The organism is Fictibacillus sp. 26RED30 (genome assembly GCF_015903845.1).
GTDB classification, from domain to species: Bacteria; Bacillota; Bacilli; order Bacillales; family Fictibacillaceae; genus Fictibacillus; species Fictibacillus phosphorivorans.
In genome coordinates this window covers 2,132,224-2,155,020 of record NZ_JACZDV010000001.1, presented here as the reverse complement: position 1 = coordinate 2,155,020, position 22,797 = coordinate 2,132,224, and the positions used below count along the sequence as shown (strand labels likewise).

The following is a 22,797-nucleotide window of genomic DNA, read 5'->3' as shown; positions in this document are numbered from 1 at the left end:
ACTATGATCATTATGTAAATATCATAAGCTTCAAAAGTGAAAACATATTAAAAAGCAGAACTGAGGTTTAACTAAAGGGGATATAAACATGACCATTCATATAAAAGTATATTCTGATTTTGTGTGTCCATATTGTTTCTTAGCTGAAACGCCGCTATTAAAAGCAACTGAAGGTAAAGATGTTGAAATTGAGTGGATGCCATATGAACTCAGACCATTTCCGCAAGAAACGTTACGAGCTGATGAAGAATATCTACAGCGTTCGTGGCAGGAGTCCGTTCAGCCTTTATCAAAAAAAATGGGTGTTAATATGATTTTGCCAGATGTGTCACCTCAACCACATACTTTCTACGCACATGAAGGACTGTTATTTGCCAAAGAATACAACAAGGAAAGAGAGTATGCACATCTTGTTTTTAAAACTTTTTATCAAAAGGGTGAAGATATCGGAAAGATCACCGTACTTCGTAAGATCGCCGAAGAAGTGGGTCTCGATGGGAACGCATTTCAACACGCTTTGGAATACCGTGAATTTAATCAAGAAAGAGAAAAGTATTTAAAAGAAGCTGTAGAAGATCTGAACATCACTGCTGTTCCTACCATTATTATTGGTGAGCGAGTACTAAAAGGCCTGCATCCTCAAGCAAATATCGAACGTGCATTAAGAGGTGCAATTAGGGATGCGAAATTTGAATTTTGTGATGGCGACGAATGTGAATGAAAGTGAAAATAATGAAAAAAGAGCGCTTAGAAGGTCGTCCTTCTTAGCGCTCTCTTTCGTTCTTAACAATGAAAAAAGGGGGTTGTTGATAGGGATGTCTATAATATATCAATCTCCAATTCATTATGGACGAATATGTGATTTTTTTGATAAACGTTATCACTTTGTGACAAAGTCGCGCTGACGGACTAAAGGCATTCATTTAAAAATGAAAAAAGCCCTTAATTAGGGGAGGGCTTTTTTCGGGAAAGGGGGGTACACCTATATATGACGAAGGAAAAATAGAAAAGTTTCAAAAAATGTAAATTTTCTACGCTATCACTATAAAAAAATGATAGAGTAGGTAACAGAAATAGAAGAGAGAAGGAATGGAGATGAGGGGTTTACTTAGAAAGTGGCATCCTGCAGTAATCGTAATTGTTGCTGGAACACTATTTACACGAGCGGCATTCTTTATGACAATGCCATTCTTAGCCATTTATTTGTACAATGAAAAAGGAATCGATCCAGCTATGGTTGGATTGATTATAGGAGTAAGTGCTTTAACTGGCACGTTCGGTGGTTTCTTCGGAGGCTATCTATCCGATCGTATAGGAAGACTGCCTGTGATGACAGTTGCTATATTTACATGGAGTGCCGTCTTTGTTGGGTTTGCTGTAGCCGATCTAGTATGGCATTTCTTTTTATTGAACATGTTAAACGGGCTTTGTCGCTCATGGTTTGAACCAATATCAAGAGCATTGCTTGCGGATGTAACGACAAAGGAAAACCGGCTTCATGTCTTCAATGCTCGTTACTTTGCGATCAATGTCGGTGCTGCGATTGGTCCGGTTGTAGGGACACAGCTTGGTACATCAAATTCAACTCAAGCTTTCTACATTACGGCTGTAGCATATTTATTGTATGCATTATTGATTGTATTCACATTGAGAGGCTACTCAACTGAGTTGAAAGGTGGAGAAGAAAGGAAGTTTTCCATCAAGTCTGCCATTGGTGTTCTTTCAAGAGATAGAGTGCTTGCTTTTTTTCTAATCGGCAACACAATTGTTATGATGGCACAGTCACAAATGGATACTACGCTAGCGCAATATATAGGGAATGCTCCTCAATTTGAAAATGGTGTTAAGCTATTTGCCTACCTAGTCGTTACAAATGCAATTACTGTGCTGCTTTTACAGTTTCCGGTCACTAACTATGTAAGACGATTTCAGCCCATGAATGCACTTCGATTTGGAAGTTTTGCATTTAGTCTAGCTTTGCTTGGATTCGGACTTTCAACGAATTGGATTTTTCTCATGATTAGTATGATATTTCTTACAGTGGGAGAAATAATTGTGTTCGTAATGAGTGATGTATTATTAGATGATTTAGCACCTGAGCATATGAGAGGTACATATTTTGGGGCGATGTCTTTTCGATCGATTGGCTTCAGCGCGGGACCTTGGATTGGTGGTTTACTGTTAAGCACGTTTGGATTTGAACAAGGATTTTATGTGTTTGGCATTCTTACGCTTATCTCCTTACTTTCCTTACCGTTCTTTCAATATGGAGAAGGCATCCGCAAAACGCTTCTTGAACAACAATCTGCTTCAACATAAGAAAGGGGAAAACAACAATGATTACTGGAATTGAACATACGGGAATTATGGTTTCTAACATGGAGAACTCTATCAAGTTTTATACCGATGTACTTGGCTTAGATCTATTAGATCGTTTTGACCATACTAGTGTACCCGTTGAATTAGCATTCTTAGGGGTAGACGGAAAAGTGCTTGTTGAGCTGATCGCTGGATATACCGGACCAGTTACGAATGAGGGGAAAGTGCATCACATTGCGTTTTCTGTCAATGACATTGAAAAACAGTATGAGTTGTTGCAGAAAAAAGACGTAGTCATGAAAGATAAAGAAATTACAGAGCTTCCAAACGGAAAATATTTCTTCTTTTACGGACTAGACGAAGAATCACTTGAATTTTTTGAGAGCAAATAGAAATGAAGACTGCATGAATTGCAGTCTTTTTTTATTTCTTTGTAAAGAGTACTTCGAGGTAGAAGGTGATGAGACAGCAGTAAAGAAGTCTATGAATGGGAATTAAATGCCTGGCAGTGTTTCTTTTAAATACTGGTTTGAACAATATTCAACACCATACTTGTAGCGACTTTCTCTGACATTCCGTGCTTTCTTCGGATCGATATGAATCCGTTTGATCTCAGGATAGGTTTCCATGATTTTTGAAGCTATTTTGTCACCGGGTTCATCTGGGTCAGTTAATACATAAACTTCATCACAAAGGATTAATGCTTCTTCAATCGCTCTTCGTTCTTTATGTCGAAACGATATTCCATTTAATATGACAAAATGGGCGTGAGGATGAACACTTTGTACTCTCAGTTGATCACTTTTGCCTTCAACAATGTATCCGGTCATTGCGCCTCCTGTAAAACTAAGATTCATTATCATTTTATGGAGAGCATATCGATAATAGTACGACTTCTACAAAATATTTGGACAAAGGAAGTGTAATGATTGAAGAAGCTAATATCTTTTATAAGAAATATTTTTCTTAGCTTCTTTTCACTTTTGATGGTTTACGGATTGTTTTTACTGCTCAGTGATATAGAGGGTTTATTTGTAGGGGTGATTCTTCTTTTAGTATGCTTTTTCTTATTCAGCATCCGATTCATAGAAATCCTTAAAGGAAGAAGAGCAACTTTTCTTAAAGCACGAATTCAGCCAAATCTCATTATTACTATTGTTATTGCATTCGCTACCGTAATTTTATCGATAAGCAACTATGCGCTCGAAACTTCTTTGCCTAATTCGTTAACATCAAGAGTAAAAAATCAATTTTATTTGGAAGCAATTTTAGTAGAAAAAGATAGAATATTTGAGCGCGTATCCTTCTTAAAAACTTTAAAAAATGTAAATGAGGAAAGTGCTACGGTTTTTTATGAACCGCAAGATGAGAAGTTTGCAGGATCTGCAATTCGGCATATCCGTAAAATGCAGTCTTATCACAATGAATGGATTGATGTTCATCAAGCTCTTCCGGTTACGCTCATCCTCTATCGAAACCCATTAATCTTTCAGCAACATTTGCCATTTCATTCTTATGAAAATCTGCAAGCATTGTACGTCCCTGCTCAAGAAACAATTCATCTGCTTGTTACTGACGAAATGGATGAGAATCCTGATAAATTTCTAGAATTGGTGGGACATGAATATACACATCATTGGATTGTAAGTTACTTGTTTGAAAATAAATTGGATAACCGGCATCTTCCTAGGTGGTTTGAAGAAGGGATTGCAGAATATGCAGGAAAACAGAGTGTGAGAGAGGTGCCTATCTTTGTACCTCTAAACTTCATTCCCTTCACAAGACTGCACTCAGTCGAAGAATGGGCTTATGAGAATCGAAGAAAATCTACTCATCGTCCATACAGACAGAGCTACTATGCGATCGACCAATTGGTTAAAGACGGAAATAAATCTAAAATCAAATCGTTATTACTTAATAAACAGCAAAATTTTTATCGTATGTTTGAGAAAGAAACAGGTGAATCACTCATTGAGTTTGAAGTACGTTTCTTAAGAGAAGAGTTTATGAACATGAAGCGGTGAAATTGATCTGTTCAATAAACGGGTGCCTAAACAAAAAGAACTCCTTAGGAAAGGAGCTCTTTAGTTATTATCTGCTTTTTAGCTTTCGTTTAATAATTGGCAATAACCTTTTCTTACCTTGTTTTATTAAAAAAGCAACCGCCATTCCTTTAATGCCTTTTTTAATACGTCCCATTTTCATCCTCCTATAAAAATCATAGTTGTTTCATGTAATATACCCGAAATCAGCATGCAGCAATCCTTTTATATTTTTACGGGTTACTTGTCTATACGTCTCAGCACGATATGAATAATATGAACCGAATACAATTTTATAGGAGTTGAATGTATTGAGTATGAATAGAAGTTTTCCACCTTTTCCAGGTCAAGGCGGCGGGCAAGGTGGAGGGCAAGGGTTTGGCCCACCAGGTGGACCTCCAGGCGGACCACCAGGAGGCGGCGGTGGCGGTGGAATGGCACCAACATCAGCACCTCCTACGTTTACACCATCTCAATCACAAGGTTTTAGTTTGCAAGGTGGAGGCGGAGGCGGTGGAAGTCAGCCAGGAGTTTATGCAGTTGATCCGGGAGCGATTAGACCTTGTTTGTACCAATATGTCTACATCTGGCCAACATGGGGACCAGGATTTTGGGCATGGCTTACCTTTGCAGGTCGTAGATCGGTTGCAGGATTCCGTTGGACCGGCAATAGATGGATCTATTTCGGCATGGATACACGCCAAATTAGTTCATTTTATTGTTACTAAGAACAGCCGCCTCTGTGCGGTTGTTTTTTATTCTAAAGGTATAGTGGTTCTTTCAGAACACTCCATGTTTCATATATTTTAATATCAGAGGAAATGTGTTTTGTTAGTATATATTGAGCTGCTTCCCAAACAAGAGGAGAGCACCAATCACTTCTAAGATTATTAGGGTGTATCCATCTTGTGCCTTTAGAATCTTGATCAGGAATATCTGCTAAAGTGGCTTGTGAAGTTTATCTAGCGTACATTCAAAATATATAGCTGTATGCTGTGAGTAGGTCCATTGCTTATAGATCCATGGAAGTTCGTAACAGCGTTCGCCTAGCTTAATTCCTTTCTTTACAACAAATCCCGTCTCTTCTAATACTTCACGGATAACCGTTTCGTATTCAGTTTCACCAACGATAGGTGTGCCTCCAGGAAGATCGAACCGATTTTTATAAGGTCCTCCGTTTTTTTCAATTACGAGCAGTTCTCCAGTTTCGTTATAAGAGATAGAATAGATACCTCTGTGTGTATGCATCTTATACAGCCTTTCATAACAAAAATACCTCTCCAATATACATGAAAAGGTATTTTATCATTTTTATTTCTTTACGAGTGCATTTAGTTCTGAGGTTAATGCTTCAAACTTGTTGAAACTTTCTACCACTTCTTCTACACATCTATGTTGCTCTTCTACCGATGCGAGAACCTCTTCCACAGAACCACTAGATGTTTCTGCGATTCCTGAAACCGAATGAATTTCTCCTACAATATATCCGGTAGATTCATACAATTGATTAATCAATTCTTGTACTTCAGAAGACTGTGTTGCAACTTGATCAGTGTTTACTAAAATTTGAATAAAATTGTTTGCAGTCTTCTCAGTCGCTTCAAGACTGGATGTGACGACACCTTGCGAACCATCTACAAATTGAGCTGCTTGTTTGGCTTTGTTACGGATTTCACCTAAGATTGCTCCAATCTGCTTTGTAGAATGTTGAGAATCTTCAGCAAGGCGGCGAACCTCGTCTGCAACAACTGCAAATCCTCTACCTTGATCCCCGGCACGCGCTGCTTCAATTGCAGCATTCAATGCAAGCAGATTCGTTTGAGAAGAAATTTCTTCAATTGTCGTTAAAATTCCTTCTATGGATTCACTTTGCTGATTTAATTCATACATAAGAGTGTTTGTTTGCTGCATTAGTTCGCTCACTTCTTTCATCTTAGAAGAGAGTTCTAGTACTTGGTTTTCTCCTGCTTTTGTAACAGTTGCTGTTTGCTCTGAAAGTTTTTTCATATCGCTGGAGTGTTGAAAAAGGCCTTTTGCTACGTCGTTGGTACTTGTGACAGATTGACTCATTCCACCTACACTGACAGCCTGAGATTCCACACCTTTTGCTACTTCTGTAAAGGCGAAAGTAATGTTGCTCGATATTTCACCTGTTCGTTTTACGTTTTCCTTTACCGATTGACTAAAGTGATGCAAATTTTCTGTTGCATCCTTAATCTTAGTCAACAACTGTTCCAATTTAACTCTATCATTTTCCGATTGTTTTTCAGCATCCCTAATATTTTCATGCATACGCTGACCAATTCTCGCTTGTGCTACTAAAGCTGCAGTAATTACGGTTAAGAAAACGTTTAATGAGATAATGATCTTAGGGTCTTGTCCGGCAAACATCGTTTCTTTATATTGAAAAAAGAAGAAATTAGTTAACAATAATCCACTAATACCCGATAGTAAGATAGAAAGATAGTTATGATACAACGTGATAACTGCCAAGCATACATATGTCATAAGATAAGTTGAAATCTTCGGGTTCGTGTCCGCCATGATAACCGTCAGAATCGTTAAGCCGATAACAACAAAATATTGAACGGCGTATGGAGCCCATTTTCGGTACGTCCAAATCGATAGTGAGAGAAGTATAACTAGTCCAGCTATACCATAAAACATGACACTGTCTATGGTTTTCGTACTAGCGAAAGTACTTGCTAGACCAAGGAAATACATACCCCACAGCATTTTTGTAACTAGTTTATTCGTTTGTAAATTTGAGGCAAATGATGGATTCAAATTTCGTCATCTCCGTTTTAAAATGTATAAGTACTATTTATATATCGTCAGGATTCTCATAGCATTTAAGGTGTTTACCAAAATTTGTTTTATATGTCTGAATACGTAGTTCATTACTATCAAACTTTTAATTTGAGGTGTTTAACAATGATAAAAAAAACGTGGATATTTGCAATCATACTAATGCTTGCAGCTTGTAGCAGTGAATCGAAAAGCACCGATACAACTGAAGAACCAGCTCCGAAAACAGCCGAAACTTCACCAACTGAAAAGAATGAAGAAGTAAAAGAAGAACCAGTTAACGAAGAAGTTACTTCTATTGAAGAAGAAGGAACGTATATTGGTCTGATTGACAATAATTCTATTGAAGTAGAAGCTGCAGGTGAAACATTAGTTCTTCGACTTACAGACGAAGTAAGGGATGACGTTGAGAGTTTGGAGGAAGGAGCCAAAGTTAACATCATTTATAAGAAGAATGAAGAAGGACAATGGCTGCTTGAGCAGATTACAGAAAAAAGTGTGCCAGAAGCTGCTCCATCGAAAAAGCTAACGTACATAGTGGATGGAACCTCTATTGAAGAGGACGCCGTTTTAACAGAGAGTGAACTGAATTACCACTTTTATAAGCTACCAGATTTTGAATTTACAGCAGAGGAACCACGAAAAGATTTACTATTTGCTACGAAATTTGCTGAAACATTCGTTAGAATAGAGCCGTTGTCAGAGGAGTCGTCCATTGATGATCTAAAAGAATGGGCGAATGACGAGCTTAAAGCGGTTGGAGAAGTAAGTGAAGTGAACGGAAAAGAGATCGCTGGACCGGCATTTGAAAACACTGCGTTATTTATTACAGCTTCAAAAGATTCTTACAAAAAATACATTGTGATTCAAGATTTAAGCAACGGAGATCAAGTCAAATATACGGTTAACTTGCCTGAGCATAAGAACGCTGCTAAATGGGAGCAAGCCATTTGGGCAATGCTTTCTACAATTCAAACCAAATAGTGAAAAAAAGCGTATCGTATTGGTGCGCTTTTTTTAATGTGTAGCAACTTTAAAATAAAGAACAAATCATTATCATAAAAGTGGCAGATGGCATATAATATTTACAAAGGTTTAAAAAGTTTCCTCAAGGAAAGATAGGTGAATGTTATGTGGTATAAAGAGAGTTCATTGTTTAAACTTCAGCAGTACACAATAATTCTACACAAACTTGGAATCTTTTCGAAGGAAGATAAGGTAGATATATTAGGTAAGATACAAAAGTACAAATTAAAAGTTGGTTTAAAAGACTAGGCTGCCTCAGTAGGGAGCCTCTTTATTTGTACATATATTTGCATACAGAAAAAACCCGGCAGTTACTGCCGGGTTTTTATATATAATCCGAACTTATTTTTTAGTTACGTTAGCTGCTTGTGGTCCGCGAGCTCCGTCAACAATTTCAAATTCTACTTCTTGACCTTCGTCAAGTGATTTAAAACCTTCTGATTGGATAGCAGAGAAATGTACGAATACGTCGTCTCCACCTTCAACTTCGATGAATCCAAAACCTTTTTCAGCGTTAAACCATTTTACTTTACCTGTTTGCATGTAAATGCCTCCTAGAACGTTTGCACTTTTGTGCTCTGTAATTACCAAACCACTTTCAAACTCTTAAGTTAAGATGTAATCCAGTACTGAATGGTTGTCACAAATATATCACAAGAAAAAAGCTCTCGCAAGGAACTTTTCTGAAAAATAGGAATAAAGAGTCAGGATATTTGTTCTTATGTAAATTTCAATTGAATGTTATGGTTTTTAGGTATACTTAACGAAATAAACATGATTGATTGTACAGTAAATAAAAACCATCTGCCTTCTATTCGCTAGCAGGAGATGGTTTTAAATCGTGTGATGGTCGAGTTGCTACAATACCTGTAGCTTTTACAATCTGGTTTAAGATGTTGACTCTGGATTGATCATCAAAGTTTTGAGCTTTGACAAAAGCGTATCCATCTTCATTTGATACATAGCGGGGTGGTAAATTGTTAAGTGTAATCGCAAAGACATCAGCTTTACAAACTTCGCATTTGCAAGGCAGCTGAAGTTGTCCCCAATAATTTTTTAGTGCTTCTTCTACTAGAATCTCCATGGCGTTTTTTACATTCATGGGCTTTTTACCCCTTTATACACAATCTATATGAATAGAATAGCTTATTCTTACTACATATGTAAACTTCTAGTGTGTGTAACAAGACTATTTAACTATAATTATTTTTTCATAAAACACTATATGTTACTTTTTTACTAAATTAACAATAATATATGATTTTTCTGATAATTAGCTTGAAATCATATATGATTTGCGATTAACATAGGATTATGAAGACTAAACATAAAACAAACAAACAGCAGTATGCTTATCAAGTCATCCGTTCTCGTATCTTAGATGGCAGGTATCCGCCTGGTCACAAACTTGTTATTGACCAACTGGCAAGAGAGCTTCAAACGAGTGCTATCCCGGTTCGTGAAGCGATTAGATTGCTGGAAGCGGACTCCTTGATTTCATTTAAGCCATACTCAGGAGCGATTGTTACCCCCTTCGATGAACAAGCATATTTAGAAACTTTATCCGTTCTAGCCGTATTAGAAGGTTTTGCGACTGCAGAATCATCCGTCCACTTTCCTCACGAAAAACTTGAAGGTTTAAGAGAGTATACAAAGCTTATGGAAGATGCACTTGAACATCTTGATTATTCTCTTTTCTCCAACTACAACAAAGAATTTCACAAACTCTCCTACAGATATTGCACCAATCAATTTCTGTTAGAACAGATTCATACAACATGGGAAAGGCTGGGTACTGTTCGCAAACAGGGGTCAACAATGAAACCTGTACGTATGAAGCGCTCAGTCACAGAACACTATCAACTAATTGAAATGATAGAAAGAAGAGAAGATCCAAAAGTAATAGAATCTTATACAAGAAACCATAAGTTAAACACGCTAAAAGCTTTTCTTGAGGATTCGAAACAAAATACATTTTGAGGAGATGAAGGCATGAAAGTAGAAGAGGTAAAAAAGTCTTTAAGAGGATCAATTGCTCCGATCATCACCCCGTTTCATGATGATGAGTCGCTGGATCTCGAAACGCTAAAAAATTTAATTGACTGGCATATCCAGTCTGGAAGTCACGGGATTTCCGTCACCGGGACGACAGGAGAACCATCGTCGCTGACATTAAAAGAACGTGAGCTTGTCATGGAAACAGCGATAAAAGCAGTAAATAAAAGAGTGCCTATCGTACCAGGAACTGGATCAACGAACCATCAAGAATCACTACATTTAACGAAATTAGCTCAAGAAATGGGTGCAGATGCCGCTATGGTCATTGTCCCATACTACAACAAGCCCTCTCAGCATGCGCTATACAAACATTTTAAACTTATCGCAGACTCAGTAGACATTCCTCTAATCATTTATAACATCCCAGGAAGAACAGCAGTAAATTTAGAAGTGAAGACACTTGCACGCCTTAACGAAGACTGTCCGAATATTATCGGAGTAAAAGAATCCAATAAAGACTTTGAGCATATTAACCGAGTGCTATTAAACTGTGGACGTGACTTTTTGCTGTTTTCAGGCATAGAACTTCTTTGTTATCCGATGCTTGCAATTGGTGGTGCAGGATACATATCAGCAACAGCAAATGTGCTTCCTTCTAAAGTGGCAGAAGTATACAACGCCTGGGAGTCTGGAAATGTAGAAGAAGCACTTAAGCTTCACTATGATTTAATGCCTCTAAATGATGTTCTTTTTAAAGATACGAATCCTGCTCCACTAAAAGCTGCGTTAGGCATGATGGGCAAGATCAATCCAAAATTAAGATTACCAATGGACTTGCCGGCAGATTCTTTGCAAAAAGAAATAAGAAGTGTACTTGCTGATTACGGGTTAGTAGAAAAAATAGGGAGTGAAGTATAAATGAAACATGCTCGTGTGATTTTTGAAGGAAGAGAACAAAAAGGAACTGTAGTGGATGATGTGATCACATTTTCATCAGGGAAATCAGCTAAGGTTAGTGAAATCAAAACGTGGCTTCCTCCATTTAAGCCGAATAAGATGATCGGGTTAGCGCTAAACTATGCCGATCATGCCGATGAGCTGGGACTGGAGAAACCTGCTGAACCTGTCCTTTTTATTAAACCAAACTCATCATTAGTGGGTCATAAAGGGCAAGTATTCTATCCAGATGGTGCAACATACATGCACTATGAAAATGAACTAGCTGTGGTCATTGGTAAAGAGGGAAGAAATATTAAAGCTGAAAACGCGATGGATTTTGTAAGCGGTTACACAATTGCGAACGATGTAACAGTCCGTGATTTTGTGAACAACTGGTACCGTCCTCCAGTACGCGCAAAAGGGCATGACACGTTTGGTCCGATGGGTCCTTATTATGTTGATGCCACAGATATCCCAGATGTTACGAACCTAGAACTACGCACATATGTGAACGGTGAATTGAGACAGCAGGGTAACACCAAAGATCTTATGTACTCTATCCCGGAGATCATTGAATTTGTTTCATCGTTCATGACGCTTGAACTAAATGATGTGATTTGGACAGGTACACCAAAAGGAATATCACACGTTCACCCAGGTGATGTGGTTAGACTTGAGATCGATTACTTAGGCTGTTTAGAGAATACGATCGCTGATGGTCGTACAGAAAAAGTTCCAACTGGAGGGAAGGATCATGAAACCGGAAATTAAAGAGTTGGTTCACCATTATATAGATGGTCAGTTTGTAACGGGACACAAAGGTGATTTTTTTGTAAACGTAAACCCTTTTACGAATGAAAAGATCAATACGGTTAGTGAAGGTACGATCGAAGATATTAATCGAGCTGCAGCTGCTGCAAAAAAGGCCTTCAAGCAAGGACCATGGGGCAAGATGAAGCAGGAAAAGCGACTGCAATACATCTATAAGGTTGCTGATTTAATCGATAGGGATGTAGAAGAGATTGCGTTGTTAGAGTCCTATGATACGGGACTTCCTATTGCTCAAACCCGAAAGATGGTAGGGCGTGCTGCGGATAACTTTAGATTTTATGCAGAAATGGTAAAGAACCGTATGTCTGGTGAAGCTTATCATGTGGATGATGAGTTCATGAACTATACGATTCAAAAGCCGGTCGGCGTTGCAGGGTTGATCACGCCATGGAATGCACCTTTCATGCTTGAGACTTGGAAGATCGCACCTGCACTTGCCACGGGAAACACGGTCATTTTGAAACCAGCTGAATGGTCGCCGTTAACTGCTAATAAACTAGCTGAACTTGTGGATGAAGCAGGACTTCCTGCAGGTGTTTTCAACATCGTTCATGGTTTTGGAGAGACAGCTGGAGCATCTCTTGTTGCTCATGAAGATGTACAGCTTATCTCGTTTACAGGTGAGACAAAGACAGGTTCAGAGATTATGAGAAACGGCGCTGCATCTTTAAAGCGTTTTTCAATGGAACTGGGCGGAAAGTCGCCGATCATCGTATTTGATGATTGTGATTTTGAACGTGCTCTCGATGCTTGTGTATGGGGAATCTTTTCTTTTAATGGAGAAAGGTGTACGGCGAACTCCCGCTTGTTCATTCAAGAATCGATTAAAGACGAGTTCGTAACACGTTTGAAAGAAAGGGTAGACAACATTATCGTAGGTGACCCGTCAGATCCAGATACAGAAGTCGGGCCACTCATTCATAAAGAACACTATGAAAATGTAAAACGATATTTACAGATTGCTAAAGACGAAGGTGCAGAAGTATACAGTCAGCCTATCTCTGAAACTCACAAAAAAGGAAACTTTGTTGCTCCGACACTTTTATTAAATGTGAAAAATGATATGACTGTAGCCCAAGAAGAAATATTCGGTCCAGTATTATCTGTGATGACCTTTAAAGATGAAGAAGAAGTAATTGATTATGCAAATGATATTAAATATGGTCTAGCGGGCTATGTGTGGACAAATGACATGAAAAAAGGTCTACGCGTCGCAAACGCGGTTGAAGCTGGGATGTTATGGGTGAACTCGCAAAACGTTCGTGATCTTCGTATTCCTTTCGGAGGCTCTAAGAATTCCGGGATCGGTCGTGAAGGCGGACACTATGCGTTTGAGTTTTATACTGAGATGAAAGTAGTGCATGTTGCACTAGCTGACCATCACATTCAGCAGTTCGGAAAGAAAAAACAGTCGCTTCAAACCGAAGCGAAACATTAGGAGGGATTTCTTTGCCTGCACGCACGGGGGAACAATATATCCAAGGGATTTCAAAGGCTAAGAATAACGTTTGGATTCATGGTGAGAAAGTGGAAGATGTTCCTTCTCATCCAGCTTTTCGAAACATTGTAAGATCCATTGCTAACCTGTATGACCTCCAGCATGAAAAAGCAGACAAGATGCTCTATACCTCTGAACAGACAGGAGATAAAGTGGGGCTTTCTTTTATTGCTCCTAAAACTGTAGACGATCTCATTCGCCGACGTGAGATGATTTCTGAATGGGCGGGATACACAGGCGGAATGATGGGGCGTACACCAGATTATTTAAACACGAGTGTTATGGCATTCGGTACGTCAGGTAACTTTTTTGCACAAAACGATCCAATGTTCGCAGAGAACGCAAGAAAGTATTATGACTATTGCCGGGAAAATGACATCAGCTTAACTCATACTCTGATTCATCCACAGACGAATCGTTCGAAAAAGCAGTCTGAACAAAAAGATCCATATTTATCCGCTCGCATCGTTGAAAAGAATAAAGACGGTATCGTAGTTAAAGGGGCGAGGTTGTTAGCTACACTTGGTGGGGTAACGGATGAGATCGTCGTGTTCCCATCAACATTGAACAAAGCTTCGTCTGAAGATGATCCGTATGCGATGGCTTTTGCTATTCCGAACAATACAGAAGGCTTAAAGTTCTTATGTCGAGAATCGTTTGATACGGGGCGAAGCCAATGGGATCATCCGTTAAGCTCTCGCTTTGAAGAGAGTGATGCGATTGTTGTTTTTGACAATGTTCTTGTACCTTGGGAGCGCGTTTTCGTAAGCGGCAGTTCAGATATTTGTAACCGTACGTATGTGGAGACGAACGCCATCGTTCATATGGCTCATCAAGTAATCGCAAAGAATACGGTAAAAACTGAATTTGTGCTCGGCGTCATCCTAAATATGATGGAATCTATCGGTATTGATGTGTTTCCACATGTCAAAGAAAAAGCATCTGAAGTCATGCTTATCCTGGAAACGATGCGTTCTCACCTTTACCGTGCAGAGCACAACGCTTCTCTTGATAAGTATGGAAACATGACACCGGACTTTGCACCATTGAACGCAGCTCGTAACTGGTATCCAAAAATGTATCAGCGCATTGTTGAAATTGTGAAGATCCTCGGTGCTTCTGGTTTGATGGGAATTCCAACAGAAGCAGATTTTAACGCTGATGACATCGGAGAACTTGTTCATCGTTATACACAAGGGGCTAACATTGATGGGTACGAACGCACTCAATTGTTCCGTTTAGCATGGGATATTTCAATAAGCACGTTCGGCGGTCGCCAAGCTCTTTATGAATATTACTTCTTTGGAGATCCGGCACGTATGTCGAACATCTATTATGATCAATTTAACAAAGAGCCTTATAAAGCGATGGTAAAAGATTTTCTGCAGCGCGTGAATTCTAAAAGCCATAATTACAGTAGTGTATAGGAGGAGCCGTCATGGATTTTAACATTATTCGAATTGCGCGTGTTGTCATGAACGTAACCGACCTTCATGCTTCCCGTGATTTTTACGTAAATGCTCTTGGATTCATCGAAACAGCCTCTTCATCAGAATGGATGGCATTACGTGGACTGGAGGAGCACTCTCATCACAGCCTTTTGTTGAAAAAAGCTGATAAGCCTGGCGTTCATGTTGTGAGCTACAAGGTGTGGGAAGACAGCCACTTAAATGCACTCGAATCCTTTTTTAAAGGGAAGGGCGCAAAAGTGCTATGGAAAGATGCAAATCCTGCAGTTGGAATCGGTAAAACGTTATGTGTAGAAGACCCTTCAGGCATACCGCTTGAGTTTTTTGTAGAGATGGAAAGTGTGGAGCGCTGTATCCAGAAGTATGATCTCTACCGCGGTGCACGTGTCCAGCGTATTGATCATATAAACTGTATGGTTCCAGATGTGGAAGCAGCTGTTCAATTCTATACAGATGAACTCGGATTTAGAATTTCTGAATATACAGCAACAGAAGATGATCGAACATGGGCGGCATGGCTTCATCGTAAGCCGACTGTACATGATGTTGCGTTTATGAACGGAGAAGGACCTCGTCTTCATCACGTAGGCTTTTGGCTGTCTGATCCGATGAGTCTCATCCATTGCTGTGATGTGATGGCGAGCATGGGATATGCTGACAATATCGAACGTGGGCCAGGACGTCACGGGTTATCGAACGCCTTCTTTTTATACGTTCGTGATCCGGATGGAAATCGCATTGAGTTATATAATGGAGACTATCTGACGAGTGATCCTGACTTTAAGCCGATCAAGTGGGATATTAACGACCCGAGGCGCCAGACGTTCTGGGGACATAAAGCTCCTGACAGCTGGTTTAACGAAGCAACCTCTTTTTTGAGTTTAGAAAAAGGTGAGCCGGTAGAGCTGAGAAGTCCGACTCTAGCGCAGCGCAAGCCTGATTTTGTGACTTGATTCTTAGATATAATGTTTGGAAAAGTAAATAAATTGAAGCCGGCTCCTGCTTTCAGTATGCAGGAGCCGGTTTTGTTTGAATTTTTGGGGAAATGTAGGAGGATTCTAGCTCGTCCAGCGGCATGATATGCACGATGGACGATAAGACCTCTACAATTCATTCTTAATATAAAGTAGTCCTCTCTCAGTCAGCCTTGTTCCTTTTCGCCCTTTTGCTTTCACGATAAATCCTTTTCTCTCCAAGAGGTCTAAGCGCAATCTGATTTGGGCTTCCGAAAGCTTAACGCCTTGTAATTCCAAGTCCAGCAGTAAGCTCTTTCGGCTGGATGCTTTACCAGAAAGATGATTGCGATAGATGCAGCTCATAATCGCAGCTTCTTCATTTGGTGCGATAAGCGGCAGTTCCTCCGAGGTGACTGAAATCTCCTTAATCGCCTCTCCTGCAAAAGTACTCTCAAAACTACTTATTCTCATCACTTCCTGAGGCAGATCCCAAACAGTAATCTTCTCTTTGTCGCAAACAGCAAGCATATAATCAATGGCGTTCTTTAATTCTCTAATATTACCCGTCCAGGAGCGGTTTATAAGATGGCCAACGACTTCATTCTCCACTTTCATTTTTTTCGTAGTACGCATCGCTAAAAAATGATTCAGTAAAAGTGGGATATCGCCTTTTCTCTCACGAAGTGCCGGGATTTTTAAATAAAGAACATTTAAACGATGATACAGATCTTCCCGGAACAATCCTTGCTTTATGTCAGATGCCAAGTCCTTGTTCGTTGCAGAAATAACCCTTACGTCAATAGGGAGTACACGAGTTCCTCCGACTCGCCTTAATTCTTTTTCCTGCAGAACACGTAAGAGGCGTGTCTGAAGTTTGACGCTAATATCACCAATTTCATCGAGAAAAATGGTACCACCTTCTGCTTGTTCAAAAAGACCTTGTTTTCCGCCTTTTTTTGCACCTGTAAATGCACCTTCTTCATATCCGAATAGTTCACTTTCTAATAAGTCCTCAGAAAGAGCAGAACAGTTTACTGCTAGAAAAGGGCCGTTTCTTCTGCGGGACTCGTTATGAATGGAGCTTGCGAAGAGTTCTTTACCCGTGCCGCTCTCCCCTTGTATGAGGAGGGAGAGATCTGTTGCAGCTAGTTTCTTCGCAATATTTTTTGTTCGAATAATTTCCTCGGAGTCCCCGATGATATCACTGAAAAAATACTTTCCAATATAACCTTTTCGCTTTAGTTCATGTCGTGCGGCTTTCTCCATCGAGATTGTAGTGCTCGTGTTTTTAAATGTTGCAATCATTGTGTTTTCCGCCGGTAATGCGAAACGATGAACCATAACATTTGTATCATTAATCGTGAAAAATTGATCTGATTGTTCACTTGTTGTATCTGTTAGAAAGTTCAGCAGGTCTTTATCTTTCATAATTTGTTTAATATGTTTTCCGACAGCTTGTCTTGAATCGGTTGAAAATATGCTTTTCAATTCTTCGTTAAATACGGTAATCTTTCCCGTATGATCAAATGATAAAATACCATCATTCACTCCATTTAATACTTTGTCCAGGTGTTCGTTAAGTTGAAGTGCCTTTTGATTAGCAAGTGCAAGCTTCTTAGACAACTGAATAATTTTTTCTGTAAAACGTTCAGAAATGCCTGTTGCCCGGTCATCTAAGACACCAAGTATGCTCAAAATCTCTGTTATGGTAGTAATGTCGATCAGACGTACGCCGATATTAATAATTCTCTTAACCTCTTTTGGCACGAGATGCATCTCGCCGGGTGTCACAGCGATATCTGCATGTTGGTAGTGAGGAATGCCAGGATAGTAGGGAAGGTAATTCAAGTGATTGATTCCTAGATGTTTGAGAGTTTGTACCGACTGTTCTACCGTTTGAGGAAAATCGTTCACATACATAACATCTGTACCCTCTGGCAGTTGTAAAAGCTGATCCATAAATTCATAGTTGACGGTGCGTCTTGCCGTAATCACTCTACAAGATTTACTCAAACAGTGAGCTACCTCGCGTTTTATCAGATAAGAAGATAGAATTACGATTTCATTCTCCAGTCGTGTAGGAAGAATCTCTTCGGAAGAATAGCTTCTAATATGAAAATAGTCGCCTAATATGGATTGAAGTTGGCAGGATAAAGCAATACGAGTTTCCTTTGTACCTGCTAATAGAACAATCTGTTTTTTAGTTTCCATCATATACACCTTCTTTTAATGGTCTTTTTTAGGTCGTTTTTTGGTTATGAAACTATTATCTTATAACCAGCCATTAAATAAAACAAAATATTTAAAAACCTTTAACAAAGGGAGACGGAATGTTGGCATAATTCTTGCAAATGATGAATGGTGAATTATAGAAAAGGGGGAAGTAACGTGGATAAGAAAAAAGGTATTACGATGCCGGACACGTTTGTTATCGTGTTTTTTGTTGTAGCATTAATGGCTTTACTAACGTATATCATTCCGGCAGGTCAATTTGAGACAAAAGAAACAACCTTTATGCAGGGTGGCGAAGAGCAGACTAAAACAGTACTTGTTCCTGATAGCTTTTCGTATGTAAAAGGGGAGGACGGAGAGCCAGCTACTCAAGGGGTAAGTCTGTTTGAAGAAGGCGGTGGTGCCGGTTTTTTAAACTACATTTTTGAAGGTTTAGTTTCTGGGGATAAATGGGGGTCAGCAGTTGGGGTTGTTGCCTTTATACTAATCATCGGCGGCGCGTTCGGTATCATTATGAAAACGCGTGCGATAGAAGACAGTATATTAAAAATGATCGACCATACTAAAGGTAGAGAAGCACTCATTATCCCGCTCATGTTCTTATTATTCTCTCTAGGCGGTGCTGTTTTTGGGATGGGTGAAGAAGCGATCGCATTTGCGATGATTCTTGTCCCCGTTGTGATAGCACTCGGTTATGATGCCATAACAGCCATTATGATTACATACGTTGCAACACAGATTGGTTTTGCAACATCATGGATGAACCCGTTCGGTGTCGCGATTGCACAAGGTGTTGCTGGCATTCCAGTACTATCTGGTGCACCATTCCGAATTGGGATGTGGGCTTTCTTTACATTAGTAGGAATTGTATATACATGGATATACGCATCAAGAATTAGAAAAGATCCAAAGCGTTCCTTATCTTATGATTCAGATGCATACTTCCGTGAAGATTTTAAACATACAGATATTAAATCAAACTTTGGAACAGGCCATATCTTAATTCTTCTTACTATTTTAGCGGGAGTTGCCTGGATCGTTTGGGGAGTTGTAGAAAGAGCATATTACATTCCAGAAATTGCGACTCAATTTTTTACGATTGGTTTAGTTGCGGGTATAATTGGTATTATATTCAAGATGAACGACATGACAGTGAACGGAATTGCTGATGGCTTTAAAGAAGGGGCAAAGGATCTTCTTCCAGCAGCACTTATCGTCGGTATGGCAAAAGGTATTGTGATCATCCTTGGTGGTGACAATCCTGCTGAAGCATCAGTATTAAACACGATTCTACATGCGGCAGGTGGAATTGTTGAAGATGTGCCTACAGCGCTATCGGCTTGGATTATGTATGTATTCCAATCTGTGTTTAACTTCTTTGTTGTATCAGGTTCAGGTCAAGCGGCACTGACAATGCCGTTAATGTCTCCGCTTGCTGATCTTGCGGGAGTTACAAGGCAAGTCGCAGTTCTAGCTTTCCAACTTGGTGACGGTTTTACGAACATGATTGTACCAACTTCTGCGGCTTTGATGGGAACACTAGGAGTTGCACGTCTAGATTGGGGAAAATGGTTCGAGTTCCAAATTAAGTTTCAAGCGTTGTTGTTTACTTTTGCCTCAATCATAATTGTAATTGCTGTACTAATTGGTTTTAAATAATCTATCTTTGAAGAATAAAGGAATGATTTACATGTTTACTCTTATCAAAGGCGGTGAGGTATATACGCCTCATTATCTTGGTAAAAAGGATATCTTACTAGCTGCTGGGAAGATTGCCAGCATCTCAGAAAATATTAATTGGCCGGCACCTGCTCTAGATATTAATATTATTGATGCAACCGGAAAAATTGTGACACCAGGATTTATTGATGCACATGTTCATATTACTGGTGGCGGAGGAGAAGGCGGTTATAAAACGAGAACTCCTGAGATCTATTTTTCAGATGTTACTAAAGCTGGTGTGACAACCATTGTTGGTGTGATCGGGACAGACGGAACAGCTCGTACGATGACTAATTTAATCGCGAAAGCAAAAGCGCTTAAAGAGGAAGGAATATCGTGCTTCGTTCATACTGGATCATACCAAGTACCTGTTAAAACGTTAACGGGGAATATCGAAACAGACATTATGATGATTGATGAGATTATTGGTGTAGGTGAAATTGCTATTGCTGATCATCGATCCAGCCAGCCGGTTGCTCACGAAATCGCAAGGCTTGCGTCACAAGCAAGAGTTGGAGGTATGCTTTCAGGAAAAGCGGGTGTAGTGAACATTCACCTTGGCGACAGTAAACGCATGTTGTCTTTAATTGAGGAAGTTGTAGAGACGACTGATCTGCCTATTTCTCAATTTTATCCGACTCATATTAACCGAAATTCTTATTTATTTGAAGCAGGTATCGAATATGCAAAAAAAGGCGGTATCGTGGATTTTACAACGAGTACGACAAAGCAGTTTTTAGAAGAAGGCGAAGTCAAATGCAGCATTGGGTTAAAGAAAATGCTTGATAGAGGGGTTGCTATCGAACAAATAACCTTCACATCAGACGCGCAGGGAAGTTTGCCTGCATTTAATGAATTTGGAGAATTTACTGGGCTGCGTATCGGTAAAGTGAACTCGCTGTACAGCGAAGTGCGTGACGCAGTTAAAACAGAAGGTGTTGCATTTCAAACAGCATTGCAAACAATCACTTCTAATCCCGCTCGCGTTTTAAAGCTTAAACAAAAAGGAAGGTTGCAAGAAGGACTTGATGCTGATCTTGTTCTGCTTAATGAAGATCTTAGCATCGATTCAGTTATTGCGTTAGGGCAAGTGGTGGTTCAAAATGGAGAAGCTTTGGTCAAGGGAACTTTTGAAGAGTAAAGGGAGCTAATTATTGGCTTCCTTTTTCACTTTTAACTTATGAAATATATGGTAAAATAGGGAACATACATAATTTTTCTAAAAGGTGGCGATCATGTGGCAAAACAAGAAATTCCGACAGCATTAAGTCCAGAATTGTTTGAACACCTGCAAGGCGAACAGCTTGTCCTCTTAGGAACCGTTGACGTAGAAACGAAAGCTCCATCTGTTAACGCAATATCTTGGGTAAAGAGCTTGTCAAAAGAAAAGATTCGATTTACGGTTACGAACAATTCACGTATCGTAACAAACATTAAAGATAATCCAAATGTGGTCCTTACGGTGGTAGGGCTTGAAACGGTGTATTCTATTAATGGAAGAGCGAATATACTTCAAGATACCATGGAAGGTGTACCATTAAAGCTTGCGAAGATTGAAGTGGAAATTGATCATGTTTTTGAAAGCATGTTCTGGGGTGCAAAGATCGTCCAAGAACCTGTTTATGAAAAAACGTATAATGAAAAGAAAGCGAAAGAGTTAGATGTACAAGTGTATGACGCTCTAATGAAATAAGGTGGCTTTCTACAACTAGAAGAATCATACAAACCGTCAAAACATTATGTTGTGGCGGTTTTTTGTTTATTTATAGATTTGTTCTTAGAAAGGAAGTCATGAAAAAACAAGGAGGAGATCACATGCCTATCGTATACAGATTGTTTTTCTTATCTGGTCTAATTTCAATGTTTGTAGGCATCTTGCAGATCACGAGTCTTGTGGAAACAACTGATGGATTGAACGTTTGGGGATATTTTCTTCTGCTGTGGGGGATTGCTGCATTTTTATGTGCGTTAAACCGCTTTAATATTGGGTGGATAAACAAACTGTTGGCTGTTGTGGGAATTTTAATTCACGGGACAGTAGTTATGTATGGTCTTTTGTTTCCGGTTGACGCAGAAACAAAAGGAGTACAGGTTATAATTATTTTGTCTCCATTATTCTCATTTATCTCCGTATGCTGCTGTGGATTTATTGTAGGACAAAAAAGTGATAAAACACATTCAAATACGTTAAGCAAATAGTGAACTTTTGTCTCTTTGTGATAAAATTAAATGATTAACTCCTTGTTTTTCCTAAAGTCGGTTTTAAACAAGTTAACTGTGGCAACGATGAGGGTATGAGGAAGAAAAGGGTGAACGATGGATGGACTGGCGAAACTGGGAACGCTATTTTACTGAAAAAAATATATTAGAGCTGCTTGATCAATACAAAGATCTAGGTTTTTTGCCAGGAATATTGCTGCCTATGCTTGAATCATTTCTGCCGATTCTTCCGCTCTTTATCTTTGTAGCGGGAAATGCAGCAGCATACGGATTTTGGTTAGGTTTTCTCTATTCATGGATTGGGGTTTGCGTAGGTTCTATCATCGTATTCTTGCTAGTACGGCGGTATGGACAAAAGCGTTTTTTGAATTTCTTAAACAGGCATACAAACACTACACGAATGCTAGGCTGGGTAGAGAGGCATGGTTTTGGTATGCTATTTCTTATTTATTGTTTTCCGTTTACTCCTTCCGCTCTAGTAAATGTTGTAGGCGGATTATCGAGGATAAATATTAAAACCTTTTTGCTTGCATTAACTCTCGGTAAATTGGTGATGATCGCGATCGTTTCTTTTATCGGGTATGATTTTATCGATGTGTTGAAAAGTCCTTTAAAACTTGGGATGATTGCTTTTGGCATATTTGTATTGTGGCTAGGTGGAAAAATAGTCGAATCAAGACTTAAAGAATCAGAGCATCGGGCGTGATAAAACGCCAGGTGCTTTTTTACTTTCACGA

The 22,797-nt window shown here is 39.3% G+C and carries 23 protein-coding genes; 17 read left to right on the top strand and 6 right to left on the bottom strand.

What is annotated here, in order from left to right; all coding sequences use genetic code 11:
* Nucleotides 1–88: 88 nt before the first annotated feature.
* The 3 genes from IHV11_RS10965 (at nt 89) to IHV11_RS10955 (ending at nt 2,711) form a co-directional block, all read left to right on the top strand.
* Nucleotides 89–721 carry a DsbA family oxidoreductase gene (locus tag IHV11_RS10965; RefSeq protein ID WP_197194629.1) on the top strand — a complete coding sequence of 211 codons (633 nt, stop codon included), beginning with the start codon at nt 89–91 and terminating at the stop codon, nt 719–721.
* Nucleotides 722–1,095: 374 nt separating this feature from the next.
* Complete coding sequence (locus IHV11_RS10960; protein ID WP_197194628.1) at nt 1,096–2,319, top strand: MDR family MFS transporter; 1,224 nt, start codon at nt 1,096–1,098, stop codon at nt 2,317–2,319.
* Nucleotides 2,320–2,336: 17 nt separating this feature from the next.
* A complete protein-coding gene (locus IHV11_RS10955; protein ID WP_197194627.1) occupies nt 2,337–2,711 on the top strand; it encodes a VOC family protein in 375 nt (124 codons plus the stop codon).
* A 102-nt stretch (nt 2,712–2,813) separates the two neighbouring features.
* Here the strand turns inward: IHV11_RS10955 and IHV11_RS10950 are convergent, their stop codons facing one another.
* Entirely contained in the window at nt 2,814–3,149 is a 336-nt protein-coding gene (locus tag IHV11_RS10950; protein WP_197127438.1) for a toprim domain-containing protein, read from the bottom strand.
* Nucleotides 3,150–3,248: 99 nt separating this feature from the next.
* Between IHV11_RS10950 and IHV11_RS10945 the strand changes: the two genes are divergently transcribed.
* Both IHV11_RS10945 and IHV11_RS10940 read left to right on the top strand, forming a co-directional pair.
* Entirely contained in the window at nt 3,249–4,343 is a 1,095-nt protein-coding gene (locus IHV11_RS10945) for a hypothetical protein (RefSeq protein ID WP_197194626.1), read from the top strand.
* Nucleotides 4,344–4,678: 335 nt separating this feature from the next.
* Complete coding sequence (locus tag IHV11_RS10940) at nt 4,679–5,089, top strand: collagen-like protein (RefSeq protein ID WP_197128195.1); 411 nt, start codon at nt 4,679–4,681, stop codon at nt 5,087–5,089.
* Between the two features lie 211 nt (nt 5,090–5,300).
* Here the strand turns inward: IHV11_RS10940 and IHV11_RS10935 are convergent, their stop codons facing one another.
* Together IHV11_RS10935 and IHV11_RS10930 are read right to left on the bottom strand one after the other, a co-directional pair.
* On the bottom strand, nt 5,301–5,609 hold the full coding sequence (locus IHV11_RS10935; RefSeq protein WP_197194625.1) for an NUDIX domain-containing protein: 309 nt from the start codon (nt 5,607–5,609) through the stop codon (nt 5,301–5,303).
* A gap of 63 nt (nt 5,610–5,672) precedes the next feature.
* The gene (locus IHV11_RS10930) at nt 5,673–7,148 is read right to left on the bottom strand and encodes a methyl-accepting chemotaxis protein (RefSeq protein ID WP_197194624.1); all 1,476 of its coding nucleotides are present in this window, start codon (nt 7,146–7,148) and stop codon (nt 5,673–5,675) included.
* A gap of 147 nt (nt 7,149–7,295) precedes the next feature.
* Here IHV11_RS10930 and IHV11_RS10925 point away from each other — a divergent pair, with 147 nt between their 5' ends.
* On the top strand, nt 7,296–8,153 hold the full coding sequence (locus IHV11_RS10925; protein ID WP_197194623.1) for a hypothetical protein: 858 nt from the start codon (nt 7,296–7,298) through the stop codon (nt 8,151–8,153).
* A 384-nt stretch (nt 8,154–8,537) separates the two neighbouring features.
* On the opposite strand, the gene cspD is transcribed toward IHV11_RS10925, so the two are convergent.
* Nucleotides 8,538–8,738 (bottom strand): cold-shock protein CspD, encoded by a 201-nt coding sequence (cspD, locus tag IHV11_RS10920; RefSeq protein WP_066237152.1) that lies wholly within the window; start codon nt 8,736–8,738, stop codon nt 8,538–8,540.
* A gap of 268 nt (nt 8,739–9,006) precedes the next feature.
* Nucleotides 9,007–9,297 (bottom strand): late competence development ComFB family protein, encoded by a 291-nt coding sequence (locus IHV11_RS10915; RefSeq protein ID WP_197127444.1) that lies wholly within the window; start codon nt 9,295–9,297, stop codon nt 9,007–9,009.
* Nucleotides 9,298–9,509: 212 nt separating this feature from the next.
* On the opposite strand from IHV11_RS10915, the gene IHV11_RS10910 reads away from it, so the two are divergent.
* The 6 genes from IHV11_RS10910 to hpaD are packed head-to-tail and all read left to right on the top strand — an operon-like array spanning nt 9,510 to nt 15,883.
* Entirely contained in the window at nt 9,510–10,175 is a 666-nt protein-coding gene (locus IHV11_RS10910; RefSeq protein WP_197194622.1) for a GntR family transcriptional regulator, read from the top strand.
* Nucleotides 10,176–10,187: 12 nt separating this feature from the next.
* On the top strand, nt 10,188–11,111 hold the full coding sequence (hpaI, locus tag IHV11_RS10905; RefSeq protein WP_197127446.1) for a 2,4-dihydroxyhept-2-ene-1,7-dioic acid aldolase: 924 nt from the start codon (nt 10,188–10,190) through the stop codon (nt 11,109–11,111).
* Nucleotides 11,112–11,903 (top strand): fumarylacetoacetate hydrolase family protein, encoded by a 792-nt coding sequence (locus IHV11_RS10900; RefSeq protein ID WP_197194621.1) that lies wholly within the window; start codon nt 11,112–11,114, stop codon nt 11,901–11,903.
* Nucleotides 11,887–13,401: a 5-carboxymethyl-2-hydroxymuconate semialdehyde dehydrogenase gene (hpaE, locus tag IHV11_RS10895; RefSeq protein WP_197194620.1), complete on the top strand. Its 1,515-nt coding sequence runs from the start codon at nt 11,887–11,889 to the stop codon at nt 13,399–13,401. Before IHV11_RS10900 ends, hpaE begins: the two co-directional genes overlap by 17 nt.
* A gap of 11 nt (nt 13,402–13,412) precedes the next feature.
* Complete coding sequence (gene hpaB / locus IHV11_RS10890) at nt 13,413–14,888, top strand: 4-hydroxyphenylacetate 3-monooxygenase, oxygenase component (protein WP_197190391.1); 1,476 nt, start codon at nt 13,413–13,415, stop codon at nt 14,886–14,888.
* Nucleotides 14,889–14,899: 11 nt separating this feature from the next.
* A complete protein-coding gene (gene hpaD / locus IHV11_RS10885; protein WP_197194619.1) occupies nt 14,900–15,883 on the top strand; it encodes a 3,4-dihydroxyphenylacetate 2,3-dioxygenase in 984 nt (327 codons plus the stop codon).
* Nucleotides 15,884–16,033: 150 nt separating this feature from the next.
* Here the strand turns inward: hpaD and IHV11_RS10880 are convergent, their stop codons facing one another.
* Entirely contained in the window at nt 16,034–18,100 is a 2,067-nt protein-coding gene (locus IHV11_RS10880; protein WP_231620229.1) for a sigma 54-interacting transcriptional regulator, read from the bottom strand.
* Nucleotides 18,101–18,274: 174 nt separating this feature from the next.
* On the opposite strand from IHV11_RS10880, the gene yfcC reads away from it, so the two are divergent.
* The 5 genes from yfcC (at nt 18,275) to IHV11_RS10855 (ending at nt 22,766) form a co-directional block, all read left to right on the top strand.
* Entirely contained in the window at nt 18,275–19,777 is a 1,503-nt protein-coding gene (gene yfcC / locus IHV11_RS10875) for a putative basic amino acid antiporter YfcC (protein ID WP_370568648.1), read from the top strand.
* A gap of 31 nt (nt 19,778–19,808) precedes the next feature.
* Nucleotides 19,809–20,981 (top strand): beta-aspartyl-peptidase, encoded by a 1,173-nt coding sequence (gene iadA, locus IHV11_RS10870; protein ID WP_197194617.1) that lies wholly within the window; start codon nt 19,809–19,811, stop codon nt 20,979–20,981.
* 96 nt (nt 20,982–21,077) lie between these two features.
* Complete coding sequence (locus IHV11_RS10865; protein ID WP_312035142.1) at nt 21,078–21,533, top strand: pyridoxamine 5'-phosphate oxidase family protein; 456 nt, start codon at nt 21,078–21,080, stop codon at nt 21,531–21,533.
* Between the two features lie 122 nt (nt 21,534–21,655).
* On the top strand, nt 21,656–22,039 hold the full coding sequence (locus tag IHV11_RS10860) for a hypothetical protein (RefSeq protein WP_197194616.1): 384 nt from the start codon (nt 21,656–21,658) through the stop codon (nt 22,037–22,039).
* Nucleotides 22,040–22,160: 121 nt separating this feature from the next.
* Nucleotides 22,161–22,766, top strand: a complete 606-nt coding sequence (locus IHV11_RS10855) for a TVP38/TMEM64 family protein (protein ID WP_144701277.1) — start codon at nt 22,161–22,163, stop codon at nt 22,764–22,766.
* The last annotated feature ends 31 nt before the right edge of the window (nt 22,767–22,797 follow it).